The organism is Runella salmonicolor, from assembly GCF_024158025.1.
Taxonomy (GTDB): domain Bacteria; phylum Bacteroidota; class Bacteroidia; order Cytophagales; family Spirosomataceae; genus Runella; species Runella salmonicolor.
The window spans coordinates 1,393,271-1,414,808 of sequence record NZ_JAMZEL010000001.1 but is presented as its reverse complement, the minus strand read 5'-3'; the positions used below and the strand labels follow the sequence as shown (position 1 = coordinate 1,414,808).

20 protein-coding genes, 1 tRNA gene and 1 pseudogene are annotated in these 21,538 nt (G+C 39.9%); 8 read left to right on the top strand and 14 right to left on the bottom strand.

The window, feature by feature from the left end:
* Positions 1-24: 24 nt before the first annotated feature.
* From NCI00_RS05805 to NCI00_RS05770, 8 genes are all read right to left on the bottom strand, one after another.
* Positions 25-360: a DUF2853 family protein gene (locus NCI00_RS05805; protein WP_166556798.1), complete on the bottom strand. Its 336-nt coding sequence runs from the start codon at positions 358-360 to the stop codon at positions 25-27.
* Positions 361-448: 88 nt separating this feature from the next.
* Complete coding sequence (locus tag NCI00_RS05800) at positions 449-1,156, bottom strand: hypothetical protein (RefSeq protein WP_253525956.1); 708 nt, start codon at positions 1,154-1,156, stop codon at positions 449-451.
* 42 nt (positions 1,157-1,198) lie between these two features.
* The gene (locus NCI00_RS05795; RefSeq protein ID WP_253525954.1) at positions 1,199-1,630 is read right to left on the bottom strand and encodes a gamma-glutamylcyclotransferase family protein; all 432 of its coding nucleotides are present in this window, start codon (positions 1,628-1,630) and stop codon (positions 1,199-1,201) included.
* A gap of 12 nt (positions 1,631-1,642) precedes the next feature.
* Positions 1,643-2,470: a DUF481 domain-containing protein gene (locus NCI00_RS05790; RefSeq protein ID WP_253525952.1), complete on the bottom strand. Its 828-nt coding sequence runs from the start codon at positions 2,468-2,470 to the stop codon at positions 1,643-1,645.
* A gap of 46 nt (positions 2,471-2,516) precedes the next feature.
* The gene (locus NCI00_RS05785; protein ID WP_253525947.1) at positions 2,517-3,110 is read right to left on the bottom strand and encodes a DUF6992 family protein; all 594 of its coding nucleotides are present in this window, start codon (positions 3,108-3,110) and stop codon (positions 2,517-2,519) included.
* Between the two features lie 36 nt (positions 3,111-3,146).
* On the bottom strand, positions 3,147-4,232 hold the full coding sequence (locus NCI00_RS05780; RefSeq protein ID WP_253525945.1) for a hypothetical protein: 1,086 nt from the start codon (positions 4,230-4,232) through the stop codon (positions 3,147-3,149).
* 112 nt (positions 4,233-4,344) lie between these two features.
* A complete protein-coding gene (gene mazG, locus NCI00_RS05775) occupies positions 4,345-5,175 on the bottom strand; it encodes a nucleoside triphosphate pyrophosphohydrolase (protein WP_253525942.1) in 831 nt (276 codons plus the stop codon).
* Between the two features lie 114 nt (positions 5,176-5,289).
* Positions 5,290-6,375 (bottom strand): M20 family metallo-hydrolase, encoded by a 1,086-nt coding sequence (locus NCI00_RS05770; RefSeq protein WP_253525939.1) that lies wholly within the window; start codon positions 6,373-6,375, stop codon positions 5,290-5,292.
* Positions 6,376-6,453: 78 nt separating this feature from the next.
* Between NCI00_RS05770 and NCI00_RS05765 the strand changes: the two genes are divergently transcribed.
* Positions 6,454-6,786, top strand: coding sequence for a glyoxalase (locus tag NCI00_RS05765; RefSeq protein ID WP_253525937.1), 333 nt, complete (start codon positions 6,454-6,456; stop codon positions 6,784-6,786).
* On the opposite strand, the gene NCI00_RS05760 is transcribed toward NCI00_RS05765, so the two are convergent.
* A complete protein-coding gene (locus tag NCI00_RS05760; RefSeq protein ID WP_253525934.1) occupies positions 6,766-7,611 on the bottom strand; it encodes an alpha/beta hydrolase in 846 nt (281 codons plus the stop codon). The two genes, NCI00_RS05765 and NCI00_RS05760, sit on opposite strands and share 21 nt — an antisense overlap.
* Before the next feature lie 194 nt (positions 7,612-7,805).
* Between NCI00_RS05760 and hflX the strand changes: the two genes are divergently transcribed.
* Positions 7,806-9,041: a GTPase HflX gene (hflX, locus tag NCI00_RS05755; protein ID WP_114459758.1), complete on the top strand. Its 1,236-nt coding sequence runs from the start codon at positions 7,806-7,808 to the stop codon at positions 9,039-9,041.
* A gap of 110 nt (positions 9,042-9,151) precedes the next feature.
* Positions 9,152-9,223: transfer RNA gene (locus tag NCI00_RS05750), tRNA-Arg, on the top strand.
* Positions 9,224-9,330: 107 nt separating this feature from the next.
* Here the strand turns inward: NCI00_RS05750 and NCI00_RS05745 are convergent.
* The 5 genes from NCI00_RS05745 to NCI00_RS05725 all read right to left on the bottom strand — a co-directional run bounded on the left by NCI00_RS05745 (position 9,331) and on the right by NCI00_RS05725 (position 14,919).
* The gene (locus tag NCI00_RS05745) at positions 9,331-10,827 is read right to left on the bottom strand and encodes a tyrosine-type recombinase/integrase (RefSeq protein WP_253525931.1); all 1,497 of its coding nucleotides are present in this window, start codon (positions 10,825-10,827) and stop codon (positions 9,331-9,333) included.
* A gap of 5 nt (positions 10,828-10,832) precedes the next feature.
* A complete protein-coding gene (locus NCI00_RS05740) occupies positions 10,833-11,087 on the bottom strand; it encodes a hypothetical protein (protein WP_253525929.1) in 255 nt (84 codons plus the stop codon).
* A gap of 157 nt (positions 11,088-11,244) precedes the next feature.
* A complete protein-coding gene (locus NCI00_RS05735; protein ID WP_253525927.1) occupies positions 11,245-11,757 on the bottom strand; it encodes a hypothetical protein in 513 nt (170 codons plus the stop codon).
* Between the two features lie 703 nt (positions 11,758-12,460).
* Positions 12,461-13,621, bottom strand: a complete 1,161-nt coding sequence (locus tag NCI00_RS05730) for a DNA-methyltransferase (RefSeq protein WP_253525925.1) — start codon at positions 13,619-13,621, stop codon at positions 12,461-12,463.
* A 398-nt stretch (positions 13,622-14,019) separates the two neighbouring features.
* Positions 14,020-14,919: a hypothetical protein gene (locus tag NCI00_RS05725; protein ID WP_253525923.1), complete on the bottom strand. Its 900-nt coding sequence runs from the start codon at positions 14,917-14,919 to the stop codon at positions 14,020-14,022.
* Between the two features lie 715 nt (positions 14,920-15,634).
* Here NCI00_RS05725 and NCI00_RS05720 point away from each other — a divergent pair.
* The 5 genes and pseudogenes from NCI00_RS05720 to NCI00_RS05700 form a co-directional block, all read left to right on the top strand.
* The gene (locus tag NCI00_RS05720; protein ID WP_253525921.1) at positions 15,635-18,097 is read left to right on the top strand and encodes a hypothetical protein; all 2,463 of its coding nucleotides are present in this window, start codon (positions 15,635-15,637) and stop codon (positions 18,095-18,097) included.
* Positions 18,098-18,536: 439 nt separating this feature from the next.
* Positions 18,537-19,127, top strand: a complete 591-nt coding sequence (locus NCI00_RS05715; RefSeq protein WP_253525919.1) for a tyrosine-type recombinase/integrase — start codon at positions 18,537-18,539, stop codon at positions 19,125-19,127.
* Between the two features lie 999 nt (positions 19,128-20,126).
* A complete protein-coding gene (locus NCI00_RS05710) occupies positions 20,127-20,438 on the top strand; it encodes a hypothetical protein (RefSeq protein ID WP_253525917.1) in 312 nt (103 codons plus the stop codon).
* Between the two features lie 25 nt (positions 20,439-20,463).
* Positions 20,464-20,946 (top strand): helix-turn-helix domain-containing protein, encoded by a 483-nt coding sequence (locus tag NCI00_RS05705; protein WP_253525915.1) that lies wholly within the window; start codon positions 20,464-20,466, stop codon positions 20,944-20,946.
* A 150-nt stretch (positions 20,947-21,096) separates the two neighbouring features.
* Positions 21,097-21,510: pseudogene (locus tag NCI00_RS05700) on the top strand (transposase); the annotation flags it as partial.
* Positions 21,511-21,538 lie beyond the last annotated feature (28 nt).

The window sequence follows — 21,538 nt, the reverse complement described above, 5'->3', positions numbered from 1 at the left end:
TTGTGAAAAAGAGTTTCGTATGGCTTATGAGTAGATAGCTTCTTTTCCAAATTTTTTGACAAGTAGATAATAAAATACCACTCGTAATTTACGGTTTACACCTTTGAGCGTGGCGACCGTTTCGGCAATGGCGGCGTCCAATTCTGGGCCGTCGGCCAATCCCAATTTACCAATCAAAAAGTTGGTTTTTACACGGTCTAGTTCTTCCTGATCTGATGACGCCACTAAAGAAGAATCCTGATTGTAAATAGAGGGTCCTAAGCCTTTGGCTACTGCTGTCACAAGGGCTTCGTCGGCCGCTACTCCAACACTGCTTAATTGTTCCAGCGACTTTTCAACAACATCTGAGAATGCACTCATGATTTTATGGTTTTTAGGTGAAAATAAGGGATTTGACTAAAAGAGGTGAATAATCGAAAAAAGGCGTTAAAACTGCAAGTTTTTTGGCTTATTTTTTGAATCTTTTGAATGAATACCAGTGTTGGAGTACTTCGTAGGTAAGCTCATAGTCGCTCGAAAGCAGCAAAAACTCTTCCGAAAAATTACAATAATAACGAAACCGCTCCAGCCGCTCACCGCTCAGCTCGGTGGCCTGACCCGCAATCATGGCAAAGCGGTAGTTGGCCAAATCGCGGCGGCGTTTTTCCTGCATCAGCATGGCCACTTTTCGGTCTTCTTTGGCCGATTTACTAAACAACTCGTACAGCAGACTGATGGGAGATTGTGCCATTTTGATGGCTTCGCCAAACGATAAATTTTTGCGGGCCTCTGGCTCAGCTACCACCCGGGCAATCTCCTTTTGCAGTTCTTGCTCGCGTTTGGAAGTTACTCGTACTTCGGGAAGCTCGATGGCTTTATCCAGTTTTTTCAACATAAATGTTAGCTCTTCGGCATCGCCATTCCAGCGGAAAGCACCGCGCTCGTGGGTGAGGCTGGCGATTTCGATGGAGTCACCAACGGAGGCATCCAAAAAAAACACACCATACTTATTGGTGCGGGTCATGTCGCGGGTTTTGAGATTGGTGATGGTCGCCAAATTGACACCCTGCTTGGTCGCAACATCCAGTACTTTGCCCAGAACATAGCCTTTTTGGGCAAAAAGCTGACCAGTGAGTAGGAAAAAAAATAAAAGGAGGAAATGGTTAAAATGCTTCACACGTTAGGGTAATAAGACAATAGTTATGAAAACGCCCATTAATTACAAATGTTGTTTACCGTCCGATAACCATTTTCGATAGTCACCATGCGGAATAAAGATAAATGATTCGACCGATTGACAAAAAAGATACGTCCAACAAACGCCGTCGACGCCATTTTCAAGAGTGACGGGAATAGACTGTCGAACGTATTCGGGGTTCCGAGCTTGGATTCCTTCGTAGCGGTCCAATGCGGCGATTGTTTTTTGAAACTCCTTCAACTCCCATACTTCACCGTGCACTCGATGGGGGCTTTGAGGCTGATAAATGGCTCCAGGATAGTCACCCAAATCATACAATACACCTGCAAAAGATGCTTTACCGCGCCAAATGCCGTTTTGACGAATTTTCTTGGCAAACAGGTTGGTAAAGCCCTGCATTAAAGTGCCGTAGACGAAAATAGACGAATTGTTGAGTGGCAATTCAGGGTTCACAACAATGAGATATTAATTTTCAAAAGACAGTCCGATGGTCCAGCGGAAATCGTTGGTTTTACGTCCGAGTACTACGTAGCTTTCGTACGCATTTTCAAATTTAGTGCGTAAGCTCAAGTGATTACTCATTTTGTAGGCAAAAGTTAAAGAGCCATTCCAACGGAAATTGTTTTTGACCGAGATGGCTGGTTGCAGAAATGCAATGCTTGTGATGGTAAACTTCCCCGCTTTATCGGGGGCAAATTCTCCCAGTAAGCGGGTTGAATTTCGCCAAACATCAATGTCATCTCGCTCGGTAAAATCGGTTACTTCGTGTAAAATGAGGTTGGTAACCGAAAAATAAGCCCTCTTTCTCTGAACCAACTTTATGCCAATCCCCGCGGCCTGCGTCCACCGATTGAGGATGCGCCTTAAATTGCTTTTATCCCAAGCTACAAAAGCAAGGCCATAAACTTGTTTTTGGTGCCAAAACGAACCCCGGACATCCGCGAAAAATTCACGCTCGGTCAACAGTTTATTTTGTTGTCCATAAATAAAAGATGGACTGCTCGATAGTTTAAATTGATTGCTTGGTTTCCAGTCCAACGCTGATGTAAGTTGCAATAATATTCGCTCAACGTTTCCCGTAGAAGCCGTTCCGTCGGCATTGAAACGGACAAAAAACTGCTTGGTGCTATCTTGCTCAGATTCTGCTACTTCTGGATAAGCGGGGTCTTCTTCGTCTTCTTCAGAAGAGGTTTCGGTCGAACTTACCTGCAAGGTATCAGGAGTACTTTGAGCCATGCAAAGAGGCGCAAAGGCTACCAGCAAGCACAGCAGCGCAAGGAGAAAACGTATCATTGTCGTCAAGGTAGAGTTTAGCTAACATTTTAGCGGTAAAGATAGCTTAAAATTGTAGCGTTACTCCATTGCCGTTGAGAGATACTTTGTCCAAAAGTTGGTGTAAACGAGCGTTGTCGGAGCGATGAAGGAGGTAATTGGTTACGTCAAAAATTAGCAAAAAACCACCTTGCACCACCACTGCCTGCCCGAATCCCCGGAAGCGGTTCTGGCGAGTAACGGTTGTCTCAGTTTTTGATTTGTCTAATAACCAAAACCCGCTTGTGATGTAGGCCACGTCTAACCCCGAATTGAAAAGCAACGTTTTTTGTAACGTATAATGTTCTTTTACGGTTGAAGAAAGGGTAGGAGGAGGGCTTTTTTTACGCAGGCTCAACAAGCCCGCGCCAGCAATTCCTACGTTGACGGCATTCCAATACAGGTTCATCTCGTGAAAATACCGCGCGCTACCTTCGGCTTTGCCGATGGCAATGCCGCTTACCGCCAGATTGGCCAACGACCATCCAGCCAGCGTCCAAGTTCCAGTGCGTTGTAGCCGCGCTTGGCGCTCGGTGAGTTGAGGAATGGTGGGTAAAGATTGCGCATAAAGAAATTGAATGCCTGCAAAAAGCATCAGAAACCCGATGAGAGCCTTTTTCATAATTGTTGCGAATGGATAAATTATGCGAGTGAGTTGCTAGTCGGCCAACCAAATTTTTTGACTGACGCGTTTACCTTGATGCTCACCCACTAACCAATACCACCCGTCGGGGGCAATTGTTTGAAAAATGTAATCATCAGCCCCCAAATACTGCCACTGAAGCGGAATGGCCTGCCCATTCAACGAGAATAATTTAATTTCGGAAGGCAGAAAATGGCGAAGCCTCACCTGAATATTACGGGCCGAAGTCGGATTGCCAAACACCCAAAGTTGGGGCGCATTTACGTCAAAATGAATGGGGATTATTTTGGAATATACAAATTGGCCGTCGCGGTCTACTTGGCGCAGTCGATAATACATCACACCCGGAACAGGCGCGGCGTCGGTAGCGGTGTAGAGCGTTCGTTCGCTGACATCGCCAGCGGCGGCCAATGATTGAAACGTGACGAATTCACTTAAATCGCGGCTCCGCTGAACGTCGAAGTGACTGGCGTTTTGTTCCCAAGATGTTTCCCAATTTAGTTTGACTTGATTATCAACGACTTCTCCGCGAAAATAAGTAAGCTCTACTGGCAAAGGTACAACGGTGACGTTACCGTTAACGCGCAGATTATCAATACGAAGCGTACCTAAATCATCCATGGCGCTGTAAGCATAAATACGAAATGTGACGGTGTTTTCCAGACCGCTGAAGGAAACGGAATAATTCTGCGTACCGAAGTTTTCGCCTACCGAACCTGCCCCCAGATTGCCGCTGAATCCATCTTGACTTGAGCGCAATGCAACTTGCGTGGGCCCTTGTGGGGAGCGGTTGCAGGCGAAGGAAACCGAAGTAATGGCGCATCGATAGTTTTTGGGAGTAATTGAAAACTCCAAATATTTGTTGGTATTCAGGCCGCCCGTTGTCCAAAGGCGGATGCTGATAGCGGTTCCTGATGCACCCGCTGGATAGCCTGCCTGATTCACATTCCCACTAAGTCCGACCGATGAAATACTCACATTTGGGCTGTTGACTGAGCCGCCATTATTTCCTTCAAAATCCCAAGAAGCAGTAAAAGGGGTTTGGGCCTGTGCCGTGAGCACAAACAGAGAAAGCACCAAAATAAACAGCTTGAAGTGCATTGTTTTCCCCTTTAATGATGAACGTCTATTGAGTAATCAGGGCCCTGATTACTCAATAGACGTTCATTTGAGAAAAAGTAACGGACTTGAGACTCAATCCGTTGATAGAATTTTATAGGGTTTTGGCTTTGTTCCAATATTCATCCATTTCGGCCAGCGTCATTTCATGTAGCTGTTTGCCGTCGGCACGGGATTGGGTTTCGAGGTAGGTGAAACGTTTGATGAATTTTTTATTGGTACGTTCCAGGGCCGTTTCAGGATTTATATCAATAAAACGGGCGTAATTGACCAATGAAAACAACAAATCGCCAAACTCACCTTCGGCTTTTTCTTGGTCAATCACCGAATTGTCGTCGGCGTTGAAATGCTCTTTGAATTCCTGCATTTCTTCCTCTACTTTTTCCCACACCTGCTGCTTTTCTTCCCAGTCAAACCCCGCACCACGGGCTTTTTCCTGAATACGCATGGCTTTGACAAGCGCTGGCAGTGAGGCAGGCACGCCGCCCAATACCGATTTATTGCCTTCTTTTAGTTTGATCTGTTCCCAGTTTTGCTTTACCTGTTCTTCGGTTTCGGCTATTACCGGTTGGCCGCTGCCATCGCCATAAATATGCGGGTGACGCACGATGAGTTTGTCGCAAATACCGTGAAGTATGTCCTTTATCTCAAAGTCGTTAGTTTCGGAAGCAATTTTGGCGTAGAAAACAATGTGCAGCAAAATATCGCCCAATTCCTTTTTGATTTCGGGCAAATCATTCTCCATGATGGCATCCGACAACTCGTAGGTTTCTTCGATAGTCAAATGTCGCAGGCTCTGGATGGTCTGCTTTTTATCCCACGGACACTGCGCCCGCAAATCATCCATGATGTTGAGCAATCGGTCGAAAGCGAGAAGTTGTTGGATGCGGCTTTCGGAGAGGTCGGATAAACTGCGGGTTGTCATGGTCAATTAATGTTCATTTCTAGTCAAGATATGGTCATGTTTTAGGGAAGAGTAACTCAGTTACAATACGTGACGCAAAGCGTCTGACCAGTTTGACAAATATGTTTCAATTTCTTATAAAATCACTTCCTCTAGCATCTTAATATACTGCGCTACGCCTTGCTCAATTTCGTGCAGATAGATGAATTCGTTGGCGGTATGTGAGCGCTCGGAATGGCCGGGGCCCATTTTTAAAGAGGGACAATCCAACAGCGCTTGGTCGGATGTGGTGGGGGAGCCGTAAGCCGTACGGCCCAATTTAAGACCAGCCTGCACAATCGGATGCTCCACAGCAATGCTCGATGGGCGCAGGCGAATCGAACGCGGATGTACCTCCGATTGGATGTTTTGACGAATAGTTTCGATGATTTCTTCCAGCGTGTATTGCTCAGTGACGCGGACATCGACGGTGAACTTACAAGTATCGGGCACCACGTTGTGCTGGCTGCCAGCGTTGATGATGGTCACCGACATTTTGATTGGGCCGAGTGTAGGGGAAACTTTCGGGAATTTATAATTGGTAATCCATTGAATATCTTGAATGGCTTTGTATATCGCATTTTCGCCTTCTTCACGGGCGGCGTGGCCTGATTTCCCGTGCGCAATGCAATCTAATACCAAGAGCCCTTTTTCGGCTACGGCGAGGTGCATTTCGGTGGGTTCGCCCACGATGGCAAACGCAATCGGTGGTAGGTCATCTACAATCATTTCCAGTCCTTCCCGGCCCGAGATTTCTTCTTCGGCGGTGGCGGCCAGCGCAACATTATGGGTCAGATGCGGGTTATCATAAAAATGACAAAACGTAACAATGAGCGATGTAAGTGGCCCGCCAGCGTCGTTGCTTCCCAAACCAAACAGTTTACCATCTTGCACGAGCGGCTCGTAGGGGTTCAAGGTCCAGGAAGGATTGGGTCTGACGGTATCGTGGTGGGAATTGAGCAATACCGTGGGCTTTTTGGGGTCAAAAAAGCGATTAAACGCCCAGATATTGTTTTTTTTGCGGTGAAAAGGAATGCCTTTACGCGTCAAAAAAGCCTCAATCAGCGCTGCCGTCCCTTCTTCTTCTTTGCTGAATGACTGCGTAGCAATCAGTTGCTTTAGTAATTGAATCGCCTCTTGGGCCAAGGTGGCAGGCGATGAAATTGTGCTGGTTTCAGACATAAATATGGGTTTTGTCTGGCGCAAAGGTACGTTTTTTAGTCCATAGTCTATTGTTCATTACCAACGATTTTATTCGATATGTCCATCCCTGAAAAAATTCAAAACGAAGTACTTCGGCCCATTCTGAAGGCCCAAAATGACCTTTTTATCCTGCTTTTTCGCCATCAAGTGAGTAAGCGCAAAGTTAATTTTGAGAACTATTCTCCCGAAGACAAAGTCATATACATCGAAAAAACGATTCGCAAAGACATCAATTTTCGGAGCTTATTGGTGGGCACTGTCGTAGGGCATTTTACGCCTGAACAATACGAAACCTACTGCCCATTGGAAGAAGAACTAAACAAGCGGATAATCAATATGTTAATCAAGCGCTTGTGTTCTCAATTGGAACTACTGGTTGTCAATCCTTAACAAACTGTCTAGTGTAGACTGATACATCGGAAAGCTATCCAAATGCAGGTGATGACCCTTGGGAAGGGTCGTTAATTGAGCCTTGACAGGAGAGGGCGATGATAACAAAATAAGGCTGTTTGTGTAAGGCACCGTTACGTCGTCGGTGCCGTGAAAAAGATGTATGGGGCAGTGGATGTGCGCAAAACAACTATCGGTGCGGAATTTGTACCGCGTGAGCCATTCGTACGGAAAAATCGGCAACTGCGTATGGCCCAGCGTTGGGATACTTGCATAAGGTGCTTCCAGAATCAGCCTTTTGGGGCGATTGTTAGCCGCTATTCGCGAAGCCATGCCCGAGCCGATGGAGTAGCCGTATACGATGATGGAATCTTCCGAAAAGCGCTGTTTGAGGAAATCATACACGTATTGCGCGTCGCGGTGGAGGGCCTCTTCTGAGCGTTCGCCAGTGCTTTTGCCATAGCCTCGGTAATCGTACATTAAAACGTTGTATCCTCTTTTGGTAAATCGTTCGGCATATTCGCGGCCCCAACGGGCTAGGTTATCACGGTTTCCGTGGAAAAACAAAACGGCTTTTCCAGGAATGAACGTAGAGCGTTTAAGCCCGACCGAATCCCTCGTGCCAAACCAGAGAGCGTTTAGTCTGACTTGACCTTTTTCGGGTTCAAAAGTGATTTCCTCGAACGGAATCTTGAAGTTATACGCATAACTAGCAGCCAAGGTCGTGGGCCGAAATAATACCAGCGGATGTAGCCACCAAATCAATAGGGCTATAGCGGCATAAATGATAACTCCCCACTGGGCAATTTTGGCTATTACTGACATAAAAATCCGCTCAGATTGGTTCGTTTGGCGTTGGCTGTGTTGTGCAGTGCCGTTTTGTAAAGTACAAAAGTCTAAATAAAGGCTTAACTTCGTGGCAATTAACGAAACTTTCTCTAAAATAATACCGTTTATTCATACCCGTTTAACCAACAACGGATAACCATTAATCCCGGATTGACGGGAAGTAAGTATAGATGAATTCAACCGCCAAAAAACAGGAAACCGCCGTATTAGTTGCCATCACTACCCAACGCCAAACTGCCGAACAAACCCAGGAATACCTGCAAGAGTTGGCATTTCTGGCTTCCACTTTGGGGGTAGAGACGGTCAAGACCTTTACGCAAAAACTCGAATATTCAGATAATCGCACCTTTGTGGGCAAAGGTCGGCTCGAAGACATCAAAACCTTTGTGACTGCCAACCCCGTAGACATGATTATCTTTGACGATGAGCTGATTCCTTCGCAGGTACGTAACCTCGAAGCTGAATTTAAAGACATAAAAGTGCTCGACCGTAGCTTATTGATTCTGGATATTTTTGCCATGCGCGCCCAAACCGCTCAGGCAAAAACCCAAGTAGAATTGGCGCAGTATCAATACATGTACCCACGATTGACCCGCATGTGGTCGCACTTAAGCCGTCAGAAAGGTGGTGTCGGGATGCGTGGCCCCGGGGAAAAAGAGCTTGAAACTGACCGACGGATTGTGCAGGACCGCATCGCATTCCTGAAAGAAAAACTCGAAAAAATTGATAAGCAGAGCGTTACTCGTCGCAAAGAGCGTAACCGCCTGGTGCGCGTGGCGCTGGTGGGCTATACCAACGTGGGCAAATCTACGCTCATGCGTCGCTTGGCCAAAACGGATGTATTTGCCGAAAACAAACTCTTTGCTACCGTCGATTCTACGGTGCGTAAAGTAGTGCTTGAAAATATCCCTTTCCTATTGACCGACACGGTAGGGTTTATCCGTAAACTACCTACGAAACTCATTGAGTCGTTTAAATCGACCCTCGATGAAGTGCGCGAGGCCGATATTTTGTTGCACGTCGTTGATATATCACACCCGTCGTTTGAGGAGCAAATCGAAGTGGTAAATCAGACCTTGGCCGAAATCGGGGCAGGTGATAAATCGACGGTGATGGTGTTTAATAAAATTGACGCGTACCATCCCAAAAAAGAAGCTTTTGACGAAGTGGTGGAAACCGAAGAAGGCGAAATAGTGGTGGAGCAAACCAAGGAAATGGTGCTTGAAAAGCTCAAAAAGAGTTATTACAATGCTTCGGCAGAGCACGTGGTGTTTATCTCAGCCCAAAACAGCGAGAATTTGGGCGAACTGCGAACTAAACTATTTGAGTTGATAAAACAAAAACACTACGTTATTTATCCAAATTGGCTCAATGTACCCTTTACAGACGTTGATTTTGCCGAATAGTTTTCAGACATTTGCCGAAAATCAGACTCCGTACTTCAACGGATAGCGCGGAACGCCGCCCGATAATCGTTTCCTAAACGCTTGATATGGGGGCTTGTGATTTTGAAATAGACTCCGTAGTTCAACGGATAGAATAAGCGTTTCCTAAACGCTTGATATGGGTTCGATTCCCGTCGGAGTCACTAACTATCTGATAATCAGACTATTATCTTATTTTTATACAATAAGATTTTGTATTTTTATAGTCATTAAAACCTAAGTGTGCAGTCAATACTGCAATGAAATAGGGTCAGATACTTTTGGTTCTTATACGATGAAATTCGTTTAAAGTATCAATCACATCATTAGGGCCGTGTCTTTCCTGTAGATAAATTCTGGTGGTCGCAGGATTAGCGTGAACAAGTACCTGTTGGATTTTATCAATTGAAAATCTGTTCTCATACAAGTGATTGGCTAAACTATGACGGGGTACATGACCGGTCAATCCATCAATTCCCAATGACTTTCCAATTCTTTTTAAGGCACTGTTATGACGGGTTCTGGCTCGATGAATTAAAGCTTCATGATTAGGACTGAATTTGCGGTTATCGTCATATACGTCTTTAAAATCTTCAAATTTCAATAAAGGAAAAACGAAATGGATTGGAAGGTCGTGGATTTGTTTAAAAAAAACACCCATTATCCTTTCTTCCAACCGTTGTTTTACCTTCAAAAGTTCAAGTGTTACGGCCTGTAAGTGTTCACTTTTGGATACTTGGGAAATCACATTTTCAAGTTCTTTTAACCCCATTTCTTTAAAGTCAACCCCATCAATTCTATAAAGTTGGCTAATAGTTTCTGCTGGCAATTTTATACTCCCTAATCTGGCAGGGTTTATAGAATTTTCATATTCGATAGGATAATAATTTTTTAAACAATTTAACATTTCAATATAATAGGGCATAGCAACTATACCCCCAGTTTTCTTAATCGTGGTTACTAACTTGTCCTCATGAAACATTTTATTATTCAGTAATAAACAATCCTGAATACGTAAACCACCGGCATAATATTGGAATAGAAATATATTTTTTGCTAACTGTTCGGATTTGATGGTTGACTTACCTTTTGGTTGGTAGTTCTCCATTTCAATAATTTGGGATTCTGTCAATACGACTGCTAATTTTTTTTGTACCTTTTTTGAGATATAATTGAAAAAAGGACTCGTATTGATGGGGAATTGGGTTCCTGAATACTTATTCCAATGGTTGACATAGTTTCTGAAAACGGACATATAATTGAATACAACCCGTTCATTTTTCATTGTACCGTATTTACGATAACTTTTTTTTAGGCCTAAGGTAAGTAAGCGGATGGTTTCAAGTTTCCGGAGTTCTTTGAAGGGCAACTTAGTGGAGGATAACTGAGATAAAACACTTTGTTTTACACTTTTCAGAATTGTACAGTATTTGAGGTGTGTGGAAAATTTCATGGTGCCATCTTCCAAAGACTTTTTCAACGCGTTTTCAAAATACCTAATGGCGCAGGCTTCATCATTTCCTGAGGTTATCTCTAGGTTTTCAGTCCCGAACTCTATTTCTAGACTTGTGATAATTTGGTTGATTTCAAGGTAGTTAGCCTCCCTAGGTTTTACCCTTTTGGTAGTTGAATCCCAGTTCTTTTCATCAATCTGAATTCTCAGGGAAGTTCTTTTAATGACCTTTTTCCCTCTGGTAATCATCGAATAGATGGTTTTTTTATGGGGTATTTTGGTCGGGAATAGGATGAAAGTTAATGATGATTTCATAGTAGTTATGCCGCTTTGCGGTCCAGAACATTGATTTTTGAAAATCTGCTCATGGCTTTGACAATTATTTTTTCTTTTCCTTCTTTTATTGCCAAAAGATAGGTTGAAATACCACTGATAATAGTATAGTCAGCATTGACTATGATTGGTTGGTTATCTCCTGTATTTTCAATCTCATCAAGTGTCATTTGGAGGTTTTCAGGAAGAATGAGGTCATCTGTATTAACCTCAGAATTTATGTTGACTGTTGTATAATTCATTCTTACTTTGGTTTAAGTTGAAAAATATTTAATTGGTTGATAAAACTCGTTGGCAGGTATTAAAATGTCACAAGTGGAAGTTATGCACTATATACAGTAGTAAAAACGACGTTCTAAAGTACGGACCCATAGTTCAGATGAGTCCGTTTGAAATAAATTAAGCTGCTTGATTAAGGTTTCCCCCATTACGTCTTGAAAAACGCCAATTCTCTATGTCTTCATTAAGCCATTTGTCCAAGGAGTTCCTACCATTTTCTCTCATGTGGTCAAGGAATTCATTCCATTCCTCATCAGTGAATATCAAACCATAGACTATTTCAAAACCCTCTTTGTCGATGATACCAAAGAAATTTGAAAGATATTTTCTTACCTCTTCTGACTTAGTCAATACAGGATAAGGTTCCTCGATTACTCTAACGGGTTCCCGCGGGTTCTCTTCATTTGTGACAGTCACCTGCTCAAATCCCATAAATTGTCCAAAACTCACGCCATAGTCATAGAGATCGATGTCTCCCACTGTCAGGTTAGGCTCATCTGGATCTCCAAACTGTTGATGCAACTCGTCATAGACTTCATGAGGAGTAGAACCTCTAATTTCGTACTCATCTGATACTTTGAACACTTTGCTGATTACAACCTCAGCGGTTGCTTGTACTCTAACATATTTCATAATATTAAATCTGGTTAACTCATTTATTTGAAAAATTTCATAGAGGGTTTAATATCCTGTACACCCACAGGTTTTTCTTTTTGGACACAAAAAAACCTTCCGACCATTTTGATAGTTTAATATAATTCTTTCTTTTGAGGGGAAGACTGTACACCAATGCTTTTTTACATTATCGTTATGTACCACGATTCTTGATAGAATATAATAGATTTGATATTTAAGATTTTGTACTCATCAAATTAGGACGAATAATCAAACCTTTAACATCAGCTGATTTTGGTACTGAGATTGTCATAATAAATTAATTTTAAAAATTAATTTATTATTGCTTCATAATGACGCAACATTCTTCACAGTAATTACTGAGTTTATTAAGAAGTTGAGGACAATGTATTGTTGAATTTACTATACCGTTATCGTCTATATCTAAGATAATTTCAAGGTCTGTATATCTAATTAAACCATAATGTAACAAAATCGTTACAAAACTTTCTGATAAGGGTATAGGGTATTCACGATACTTATTTTCGTTATTATTATCCATTTTTTTTTAGTTTGAAAAATGAACCCATATCCCCCAAAATGTGATTTAAAGTCAATTTTTGATACAAAAATCCTCCTTACCCATCATTTAATGGGTGAATAGTAGTCAAGAAGAATTGAAATTGATTACATCACACTGTAGGTGATATGGGTGGTTAATTTATGCGGCAATTAAATAGTTATTCTCCAATTCTTGAATTTCACCGATTGTGGGTAAATTTTCTTCGACCAGATCAAGGCGTTTTTTGGAAAATTTAATAGATAGAGGATCAGTATCGTAACCAATTGCCTTACGTCCTAATTGTAAGGCAACCTCCACCGTGGTTCCTGTACCTGAAAATATATCAAGAATGGTATCTCCGATTTGACTGGTCATTAGGATTGGTAAAATAGGTAAATAGGTAGGAAACGGTGCTAAATGTTTAAAATCAGGGTCAATTTTTTTGAGTTCCGACCAATTAAAAGCAGCTCCTTCAATCACTTGACTGACTTCCTGTTCATCTAAAAAATCACGAAAACGTTTGATGGGTTTCTTTAATGACCATTTGACTTTATCTTTTTTATCGCCTGTTTTGGCGTCATTACAACCTCTTTGAATACCAAATGATTCACCCTCTTTCCAGTGAATAAATTCACGGTAATAGTAGTTTTTTGGGTCTTTAACAAAATGTAAAATACGTTCTGTTGTAGGTGCTAATCGTTTTATTTTTCCTACAGGTTTCGGATTCGTCTTTTTCCATACCCATTCTCCTACCAAATACCATCCATCTTCCACCATTGCAAGAGTTAATTTGCTAATAACTAAACAATTTGTTTTACGATAGGACTCAGCGATATTAATAAATAAACTTCCTTCTTTCTTCAAAACTCGTTTGACTTCCGAATAATAATTTACTACAGAGTCTCTAACGTAGTCATGAGTAGATGTTTCTGAACCTAATTGGTCTTTTTCCATAGTACCCTGTGGGTATATACGTTGTGAGTTCGCGTATGGTGGAGATACCATACATGTTTGAATTGAATTGTCAGCAATTTCCCAGAGATGTTGACAGTCACTATTATGTAGCTTAAAGTTGCGTCCTTTAAAATGTATATAATCCAAAGCTTCTGTTAGTGCGTTTGTACCCTGTTTTTTCTTTATTTCAATAAAACTACACATCATGTTATACCCTTTATTGATCGACATCATCCCTACATCAATCATTTTGGAAATTCCAAGACGTTGAATTTCTTCAGTTCCGTCCACTTCCCAGTGTTGAATAAGTTGGTATTTGTTGTTTTCATCAGTCTCTTCAGTACTGATAGTTTTGTTTGTTATCATTATAATATTTTTTTTTTTTAGTCATCTCTTATAAACTCGGACATAAACTCTTTACATGCACACGGAGAATTGGGTGGTCCTCGATTTATTGGGTATCTAGTTAATATTTTTATAAAACCGTTATGATTTGAATGGTAAGATGCCTCTATAGTAATTATAAATTGCAAAAACTGGTCTTTTATACAGATAAAATCAAATTGTGAAATTAGGGTTAAGTATGTGCCAATCTTTAGGAAAGGTGTAATGGATGAATTGAATATTATTTGTAGCATGTTCTGTGGTGTTTGATTAAACATAGCACAAAACAACAACGAAAAAGTAATGAGATTTTTCCGACGGATAAAAAACGTATAAAAAATGTATAAAAACGAGGAAGGTAATTGACTTAAAACTTACTATCAAAAGTCAATCTCATCTAAATTAATTGAATCCTTTGGTGGTTTTTTCTCTGAAATATTGTCTTTGTTTAAATATTTCTGGATTTCTCGTTCTATTGTTGATTTTTTAGGAAGATTATCAAAAGAACTTATTAGGAATGCTGCTAGGTGTTCAGCGGTATACTCTAAAGGGATTTTTCCCCTAGGTGTTTGTATTTCACTAAGTTGAGCAAACAAATGGTAGAGAGAGCTATTAGTAGCGCTCCACTTTAGTTTTATTTGCTGATTATTGGGGGGTATATCTAGTATTTTAACTATCTTTAATTCATCAGATAATGTTTTCTGTGGAATCAGTTCCTCACCCAATTCATTACCTTGTTGATTTATCCAATCTTGCGATAAACTTTTAACATTTCGAATCGTAAGTGTGGCAGTCCCTTCATCAACATAGTTATTTATGTTTTGAAATATCTGTGCTACATGGTCTAACCATTGGTTAAGGTCTCCTGTAAATTTACTATAGTGAAAATTTAAAAATTTGACAAAGTTTGGATGTGAATTATCATCTATATCTAAATTGTAATATTCAATAGCCCTTCTAATAAAGGCTTTGCTTACATCTAATTCTGTCATTCTAACCAATTTATGGATAAAATCTCCCGTATACTCGTCCAAATCTTCTTCGTCCCTATATAAAATTGAACTATTATACTTATATGGTAAATGAAATTGGGGTACCTCTATCTTATAATTAGAGTCTTCGTCAAGAATAGCATACGGGTCTATATAGCGCGTGCAAAAACTATTAATATCTGCCTCAAAGGGTTCATCATATCCTGAATTAGGTATAATATAATGAGGAAGATGATCTACATCTGGATATTTAAATTGGAAATAGTGTTTAGGGTCAGATTGTTCCATATTTTTAAATATTAGTAACTTATACCAAATTTATAAAGGACATCCAGTCAGTTATTCTGGTCAAATTTATGTTATTTACTTTCTATTGACAATACAAACTATATAATTTGATAAAAATGTAGTATATTTTTACTCAGAATTAATGTTAGTACAGAAGGTGTAAAAAGTTTAAAATTTGTACATAATCTTGGCTACTTTGTGTTATTTTGTCTGTACGGGTAACAAATAATAAAGTAATACTATGAATGGTGACGAACTTCTGGAACATTTGAAGCACAAATATAACCCCCCCAATAAACCAATTTATGGTAACAGGTACTTCCTGAAATGGTTAACCAAGAAGGATGGAAAAGTTAACTTTCAATTTCAGTTTCTCTCAAATATCAAATCCATCCCTCAAGACTGGATTAGAGAAGCTCAAAATGCCAAAAATTCAGGTAATGGTATAGACAGGAGTTGATTCAATTTCTATTTTAAAGGTAACCATTTTAATGATTGCAGAGTGAGTGTTGTACTTTGGTTGCTGGAAAACGAGCCAAATCCGTAATGGTTTGTTGTTGTTTCATTGCAGTAAGTCCTCGGTGACCATAGATTTACCTTCAAGGCCAATGATCAATATCTATTGTTATTGCTAATTGATGGGTTAAGAATTTTTCTTATTTCATCTATTTTACTTTGTCATTTTTTTTGTGTATCCTTTACAAAAAGGCATACAATGAATCACAGTAATGATACATATCAACTCACCATTGACCCCACTCCGCAACAAACAAAACCAAACAAGGGGAATAAAGCTATAGGAAAAATATCCAATCAGCTCAATCTGGTTACCGGTTTGACCATTAATGAACTGTCCACCTATGTCAGCCAACCGTTTGGTTATACATGGACAGGTGGTATTTTTAACGGGTCGCCTACCAAAGACAACTGGACCCAACAATCGGTTTTTGGGCTTGACTTTGACAATACAAATCAAACTATTTCCATTGATGAGGTTTTGGAACGGTTCAAAAAACTGGATCTGTTTCCTAATCTATGGTATACTACTTTTTCCGACAGTGAGAAGATAAGAAAATTCAGGGTATTGATATTTGTGGATAAGCCGGTTATTGATAAAGAATTCAGTCAATTAATCATTAACGGATTGAAAAGTCTGTTTCCCGAAGCTGATTCGGCCTGTTTCAGCTTATCCAGATTTTTCTTCGGTGGTATCCAATCCCATATTCTTTCTGAAATTCCGACAAGTACTTTGAAATTAATTGATGTATTATCCATTCAATTAATCGCAGAAGATGGCGGTAGAGTTAGAAAACTGATGGGATCCTTTCCAAGATGTAGTAGTAATAATAATGATGATTTTGGCAAAAAATGGGGATTCCTATATAATAATTATACAAATCCTCAAAATTTGCCGGATTTAACACAAATTACAACACAGGAAGGGCAGGAACAAATTGAACTGGATTTTGACATTGCCGCCGAACGAATAAAAATACTGAAAGAATTTTTGAAGGGTAAATGGTTGTATCATGATGAACTGTTTGGTTTGGCCACCAACCTTTTACAGGTAAAGGGTGGCAGAAAGTTGATGAGAGAGACGATGGAGAAGTACAATGAATCAGGTTGTACTCAATACACCCAAAACAATTTTACGCTGTTTACCTATCTCAATAAGGTAAATTACCCCCCAATCCCTATCCACCGATTTTCCCCCTATCCGGAAGACCGGGACATCCATGATTTAATTTCGGCTGCCAAAGACCAAAGAGGTAAGATTGAGTTGCTTGAACCTATCCATAAAATTTCATTACAGGAAGCAGAACAGGCAATGAGATCCGAATTTAATCGGGTGTTGGAAACGGGTGAAAAAGGAAAAATATATCTCTTCAAATTGCCCACCGCCATAGGTAAAACACAATTACTCACCGGCAGCATGAATGTTACCATAGCGGCACCAACCAATGATCTCAAAACGGAAATTTCCGAGAGAATGACCGTAGAGCATGTAATCTCACCGAAAATGGTGGAGTTTGAAAACGACTTTCTCAATCGAAAATTACAGTATTATTATTCCATTGGACTTCCCAAAAAATCCACCGCTTTACTGCATGATATTGTAGATGGGGAAGGGTATTATGGATTGAATGCAGCCGATAAAGCCTTAGCTGCAACTTATCTCACTCAACTGGAGAATGCCGTTCAATCTGAACAAACAGTGCTTACGACCCATGCCCAGGCACTGCATGCCAAATTTCGACACGATACCATTATATTTGATGAGGACCCATTGAATGCATTAATAACGGTCAAACAGTTGAACATTTCAGATTTATTCAAGTTGAAATTAATGGTTCAGGGAAAAACCACTGACTTGGCCAATATCATCAGCTTACTGGAATCTGCAATTCCTTCTGAAATCAGGGAATCTCCCGTACTTACTATAAATATTGATGAATTGGTGGATAAAGCGGTTAATACCGTACTTGATTCGAATATTTTTGACTTTTTCGCTGGGTCTTATTTCATGAAGGATGCTGTTAATAAAGACCTCATCCATTATGTATTAAAAAAGGAATTATCCCTTAAGAAAAAGATAATCATCATGTCGGCTACCCTTCCTGTTCCTATTTATAAAAAGCTATGGGGAGACCGAATTGAAATTATAGATATAACAGACGTTACCCCAATGGGTTCGGTTATCCAACATACTAAACGTTCCTGTTCCAGAAATGCCCTGAATCGGTACGCAAAGGATATAAGCAGAGAAGTAGAAAATACCCCTGTGATTACATTTAAAAACTTTCAAAGTTACTTTCAACATCCTGTTAATGAAATGTATTTTGGGAACTGTGCAGGCTATGATAAGTTGGCAGGGCAGGATATTGTCGTGGTTGGAACACCACACCGTGATAATATTCAGTATTTATTAACCGCAAAAGTCCTTGGAGTAGATTTTAAAACCAAGGACACAACGATGACATTTCAAAAAATTGAATACAATGGATTCAAATTCAAATTCAACTGTTATGACAACGAGGATCTACGAAATATTCAATTGTCATTGATTGAGTCGGATTTGATTCAGGCGGTGGGTAGAGCCAGAACATTACGAACCAATGCCAAGGTGGTTTTATATTCCAATTACCCCCTGCGAATCAGTGATAAATTTATTTATTGATCCATTTTTTGTCGTAAATGTTTACCTAATAGTATCATCTTCTATTATAAGCAGATAATATTCAAATCTTCGTGTATAATATATAAAACCCCAATATTTGTTCATTACGTCCTGATTCAATTGTCGTAAATGATATAAATGGTTATTGATCCTTTTGTGAAGTGTAATGGGTTTTTATGGTTTTATGAAAACAAATATTTCTGTATCCCATTTGCCGATGTAGGGGTAATCCAAAAACCGTTCATATTGGCTGATTTCCATTGGTGCTTATACTTATGTCAGAAGTATAAGCAAATAAAATAAGTTAAGTAATTGATTGTCAAACGATTGGTGTGTTTTTGGGGTTGATTGAAAAAAAACAGCTTATACTTTGGTTATTAAATGCAGCAAAGTCAAAGGATGCGCGGTACATTAGCCTAAACCAAAAGAAAAAGATACCATGTCACTTGTCGGTCAAAAAACTACTACCTCCGCCATGGATTGGGAAGATTTCAAATCCATAATTTCAAAGCTTGAACGGGATAAGGACTATACTTACTGCCTTCTGATTTCCATTGGCGTCTTCACTGGCCTGAGAATATCAGATATTCTTGAACTTAGGTTCAACCAATTTTTGGAGGGGGATATACTAATACTGACAGAAAAGAAAACGAAGAAGGTACGAAAAATCAAACTTAATGAAGACCTGATTGGTATCATTCAACGGGTTATGAAGAAGATGAAGGTCGTTGATTCTTCACGTTATATCTTCTTAAACCGTTACGGCAGTAAACCCATTGATAGAAGTTGGGTGAATGTCAACCTGAAAAAGATATTCCGAAAATACGGGATTCATGTAGAAGGGAACGTCAGTTCTCACATGTTTAGAAAAACCTTGGGGAATCGGGTACTGAAATTAAACAACTATTCTGACCAAAGTATCATTTTGTTGATGGAGCTGTTTGGTCACAGTTCCTATGCCATCACCAAAAAATACCTTGGATTACGTGAAAAAGAGGTGTTGAGTGTTTATGACAGTTTGAAGTTGTAGACATCCATAACCCCAATAACCTTTTAACCGTTCAATTTCAGCGTTCTTTAAACCACAATTATAACAACCACATACATAAACCCTCCTAATGTTGTTTATACCCAAATTGGGAGGGTTTTGATAGACAACATTAATAAGAAATCAAAGGTTAAATTGGGTTTGATACAAATAAGCTATTTCTTCTGGGATTAAGGCTCTGTTCCAAACACCGACATCATCAATTTTACCTTTAAAAAAACTGATTCGGGATAATCCAAAGGATAATTTCTGCCGGGTTGGCTATCAATGTGCCAAGTTAGGTCATTGGAACAAGCAGATGGTGGTGTTCTCCAATTAACTGCATCGACCAACTTACCATTAAGGAACACTTTCCCTCCCCATTATCAACCGTCATTACAAAGTGAATCCATCGTTCCTATTCTAACTTTCTTACGGTAAAAAGGTTATCCGTCAATCCATAACCACCGATAATTCCGTTTGGAATCGTTCCTCCATTTAAATAATGGAGATTAATATGATACTCTCATTGGTTGTCCTGACGGTAGCTGAGATTGATTGCGTATTCCTCCCCTCCTTCCCCGTATCCCTCCTTAACTGTTGGTGTAAAAGTGATTCAAAGGAGGGGGATAATGGTTTGAGCGAAAAAATCTGGAAAAAATTTTTCAAATTTTTAATGAACTTTTAATTCATTAATAGGAAGAGCCTAAGTGAAATAAAATTTCAAGAAAAAATCAATAAATTATCTCCTGCCCCTGACATTAACTCCATTTACTACTGTCTGCCAAATGGGGGGACTTATAACTGCTGTCTGAGAAATGGGGTACTTACACCATTTCACCACCAAAAGTTTCCACCAGATAAAAGGCCCAATCGACAAATTGGATTTTAATTAATTTTTTATAAATTTGATATTTATAGAATGAGAGTAATGGGACACCAAAACTGAAAAAGATTTTAGAAGAATTTGTTGACCCAAGAAGATATGATGGGGACGAGCAAGTGGTTGACAAGGTAGTTTCCGATATAAATCAGCTTATAAAATATGATGGTTTTGGACTTATAAAGAAAGGAAATAGTTACAAAAGTGCCGACATTCAAGGAAATTTCATTGAAGCAAAAACAGTAAGTGCTATTAGAAACGAGTTTGTAGGAGAACAAATTGAAAAGTGCCAGCAAAAAATATCAATGGACGACTTTAATAGAGCAATCACAAATGCAAGGACACTTTGCGGAGCTGTCTTTATTCATATAATTAAAACAACAGAAAAGACTGAAATAAAAAATGACGGTAACATTATTATACTAATTTAGAATTAAATAGTCGTATTATTATATATTGAAATATGAATCAAAGATAATCGAAAGCATAGATTATTTATTACAACAGGAGCGCAAAAGCACTCTGGTGCTGATTCGCGACCGTGTACGTTTTATTCGCCTTTTGAAAAGCGGTGAAGCAAGAACTCAATCAGCCGCCAGTGAAGCCATCGGTCTATGCGAACGTCAATCACAGCGGCTCTGGCGTGTTTATCAGCAAGAAGGCCTTGGAGGTTTGCAAAAAAAGCCGGCGTGGGGATATTGGGGTAAGCTAAGTAGTGCACAAATAGCGCAGCTTCGGCAATTTTTAATGGATGACCAAGCTGAAACGCTGGCCGATATACAAACTTATTTAAAGAATAACTTGGGAATTAGCTATACAATTGGCGGAATAAGTGACTTATGTAAGTGTTTAAAAATCAAGCTGAAGACTGGCCGTCCAGTTAACGTTCGCCAGCAACCCGGCGCTGTAGAAGAGTTCAAAAAAAAATCAAAGAATTAAGACTCGGCTATACTGATGAGCTCATATTTTTCCATGATGAACTTAGAGCGGGTACCCGTACAGAGTTGAGTCGCAAATAGGGGCCAATAGGGCATAGACCTATTGCTCCTGTCAAGATAGGCCGCGGGGACGTACCGATATGAAAATACCTATCTACATCTAACGATTTGCCCATTTACGCGTGAGGGTTTTGGCGCCTTTTTACCGAAACTTAACAGTAAATGCTTTGCATGGTTTGTGGATAAAATTCAGCAAGAATTAACGGAAAAGGGTTTGTCTCAAAAGGCGCTTTTTATTGCCGATGGGGCAACTGCTCACAAGGAAGAACTATTTGATAGAAAAAAACTGGTCTTTGAAAGACTGCCTGCGGCTTGTCCTGAGCTCAATCCTGTTGAAAGGTTTTTTAAAAAACTTCGCAAGCAGTTGAAAAACAAGATTTTTGATACGTTGGAACAAGTTCAACACCGTATTCAAAAAATCGTAGAGAGTTTATTTGAAGAAGACAAAAAAGTACATTCTTTGACTTGTTTTCCTTATATAAAAAACACGTCACCTATTTTCTGATTTAGTATTAATCTATGGACAAGAGCAA

What these genes read in the sequence shown, in the direction of transcription:
- NCI00_RS05725 (WP_253525923.1), bottom strand. Translation starts at nt 14,919, where the DNA reads ATGGAACAATCTGACCCTAAACACTATTTCCAATTTAAATATCCAGAT.
- NCI00_RS05765 (WP_253525937.1), top strand. Translation starts at nt 6,454, where the DNA reads ATGTCCATCCCTGAAAAAATTCAAAACGAAGTACTTCGGCCCATTCTG.
- NCI00_RS05730 (WP_253525925.1), bottom strand. Translation starts at nt 13,621, where the DNA reads ATGATAACAAACAAAACTATCAGTACTGAAGAGACTGATGAAAACAAC.
- NCI00_RS05785 (WP_253525947.1), bottom strand. Translation starts at nt 3,110, where the DNA reads ATGAAAAAGGCTCTCATCGGGTTTCTGATGCTTTTTGCAGGCATTCAA.
- NCI00_RS05780 (WP_253525945.1), bottom strand. Translation starts at nt 4,232, where the DNA reads ATGCACTTCAAGCTGTTTATTTTGGTGCTTTCTCTGTTTGTGCTCACG.
- NCI00_RS05805 (WP_166556798.1), bottom strand. Translation starts at nt 360, where the DNA reads ATGAGTGCATTCTCAGATGTTGTTGAAAAGTCGCTGGAACAATTAAGC.
- NCI00_RS05790 (WP_253525952.1), bottom strand. Translation starts at nt 2,470, where the DNA reads ATGATACGTTTTCTCCTTGCGCTGCTGTGCTTGCTGGTAGCCTTTGCG.
- NCI00_RS05720 (WP_253525921.1), top strand. Translation starts at nt 15,635, where the DNA reads ATGAATCACAGTAATGATACATATCAACTCACCATTGACCCCACTCCG.
- NCI00_RS05745 (WP_253525931.1), bottom strand. Translation starts at nt 10,827, where the DNA reads ATGAAATCATCATTAACTTTCATCCTATTCCCGACCAAAATACCCCAT.
- NCI00_RS05760 (WP_253525934.1), bottom strand. Translation starts at nt 7,611, where the DNA reads ATGTCAGTAATAGCCAAAATTGCCCAGTGGGGAGTTATCATTTATGCC.
- NCI00_RS05740 (WP_253525929.1), bottom strand. Translation starts at nt 11,087, where the DNA reads ATGAATTATACAACAGTCAACATAAATTCTGAGGTTAATACAGATGAC.
- NCI00_RS05770 (WP_253525939.1), bottom strand. Translation starts at nt 6,375, where the DNA reads ATGTCTGAAACCAGCACAATTTCATCGCCTGCCACCTTGGCCCAAGAG.
- hflX (WP_114459758.1), top strand. Translation starts at nt 7,806, where the DNA reads ATGAATTCAACCGCCAAAAAACAGGAAACCGCCGTATTAGTTGCCATC.
- mazG (WP_253525942.1), bottom strand. Translation starts at nt 5,175, where the DNA reads ATGACAACCCGCAGTTTATCCGACCTCTCCGAAAGCCGCATCCAACAA.
- NCI00_RS05735 (WP_253525927.1), bottom strand. Translation starts at nt 11,757, where the DNA reads ATGAAATATGTTAGAGTACAAGCAACCGCTGAGGTTGTAATCAGCAAA.
- NCI00_RS05715 (WP_253525919.1), top strand. Translation starts at nt 18,537, where the DNA reads ATGTCACTTGTCGGTCAAAAAACTACTACCTCCGCCATGGATTGGGAA.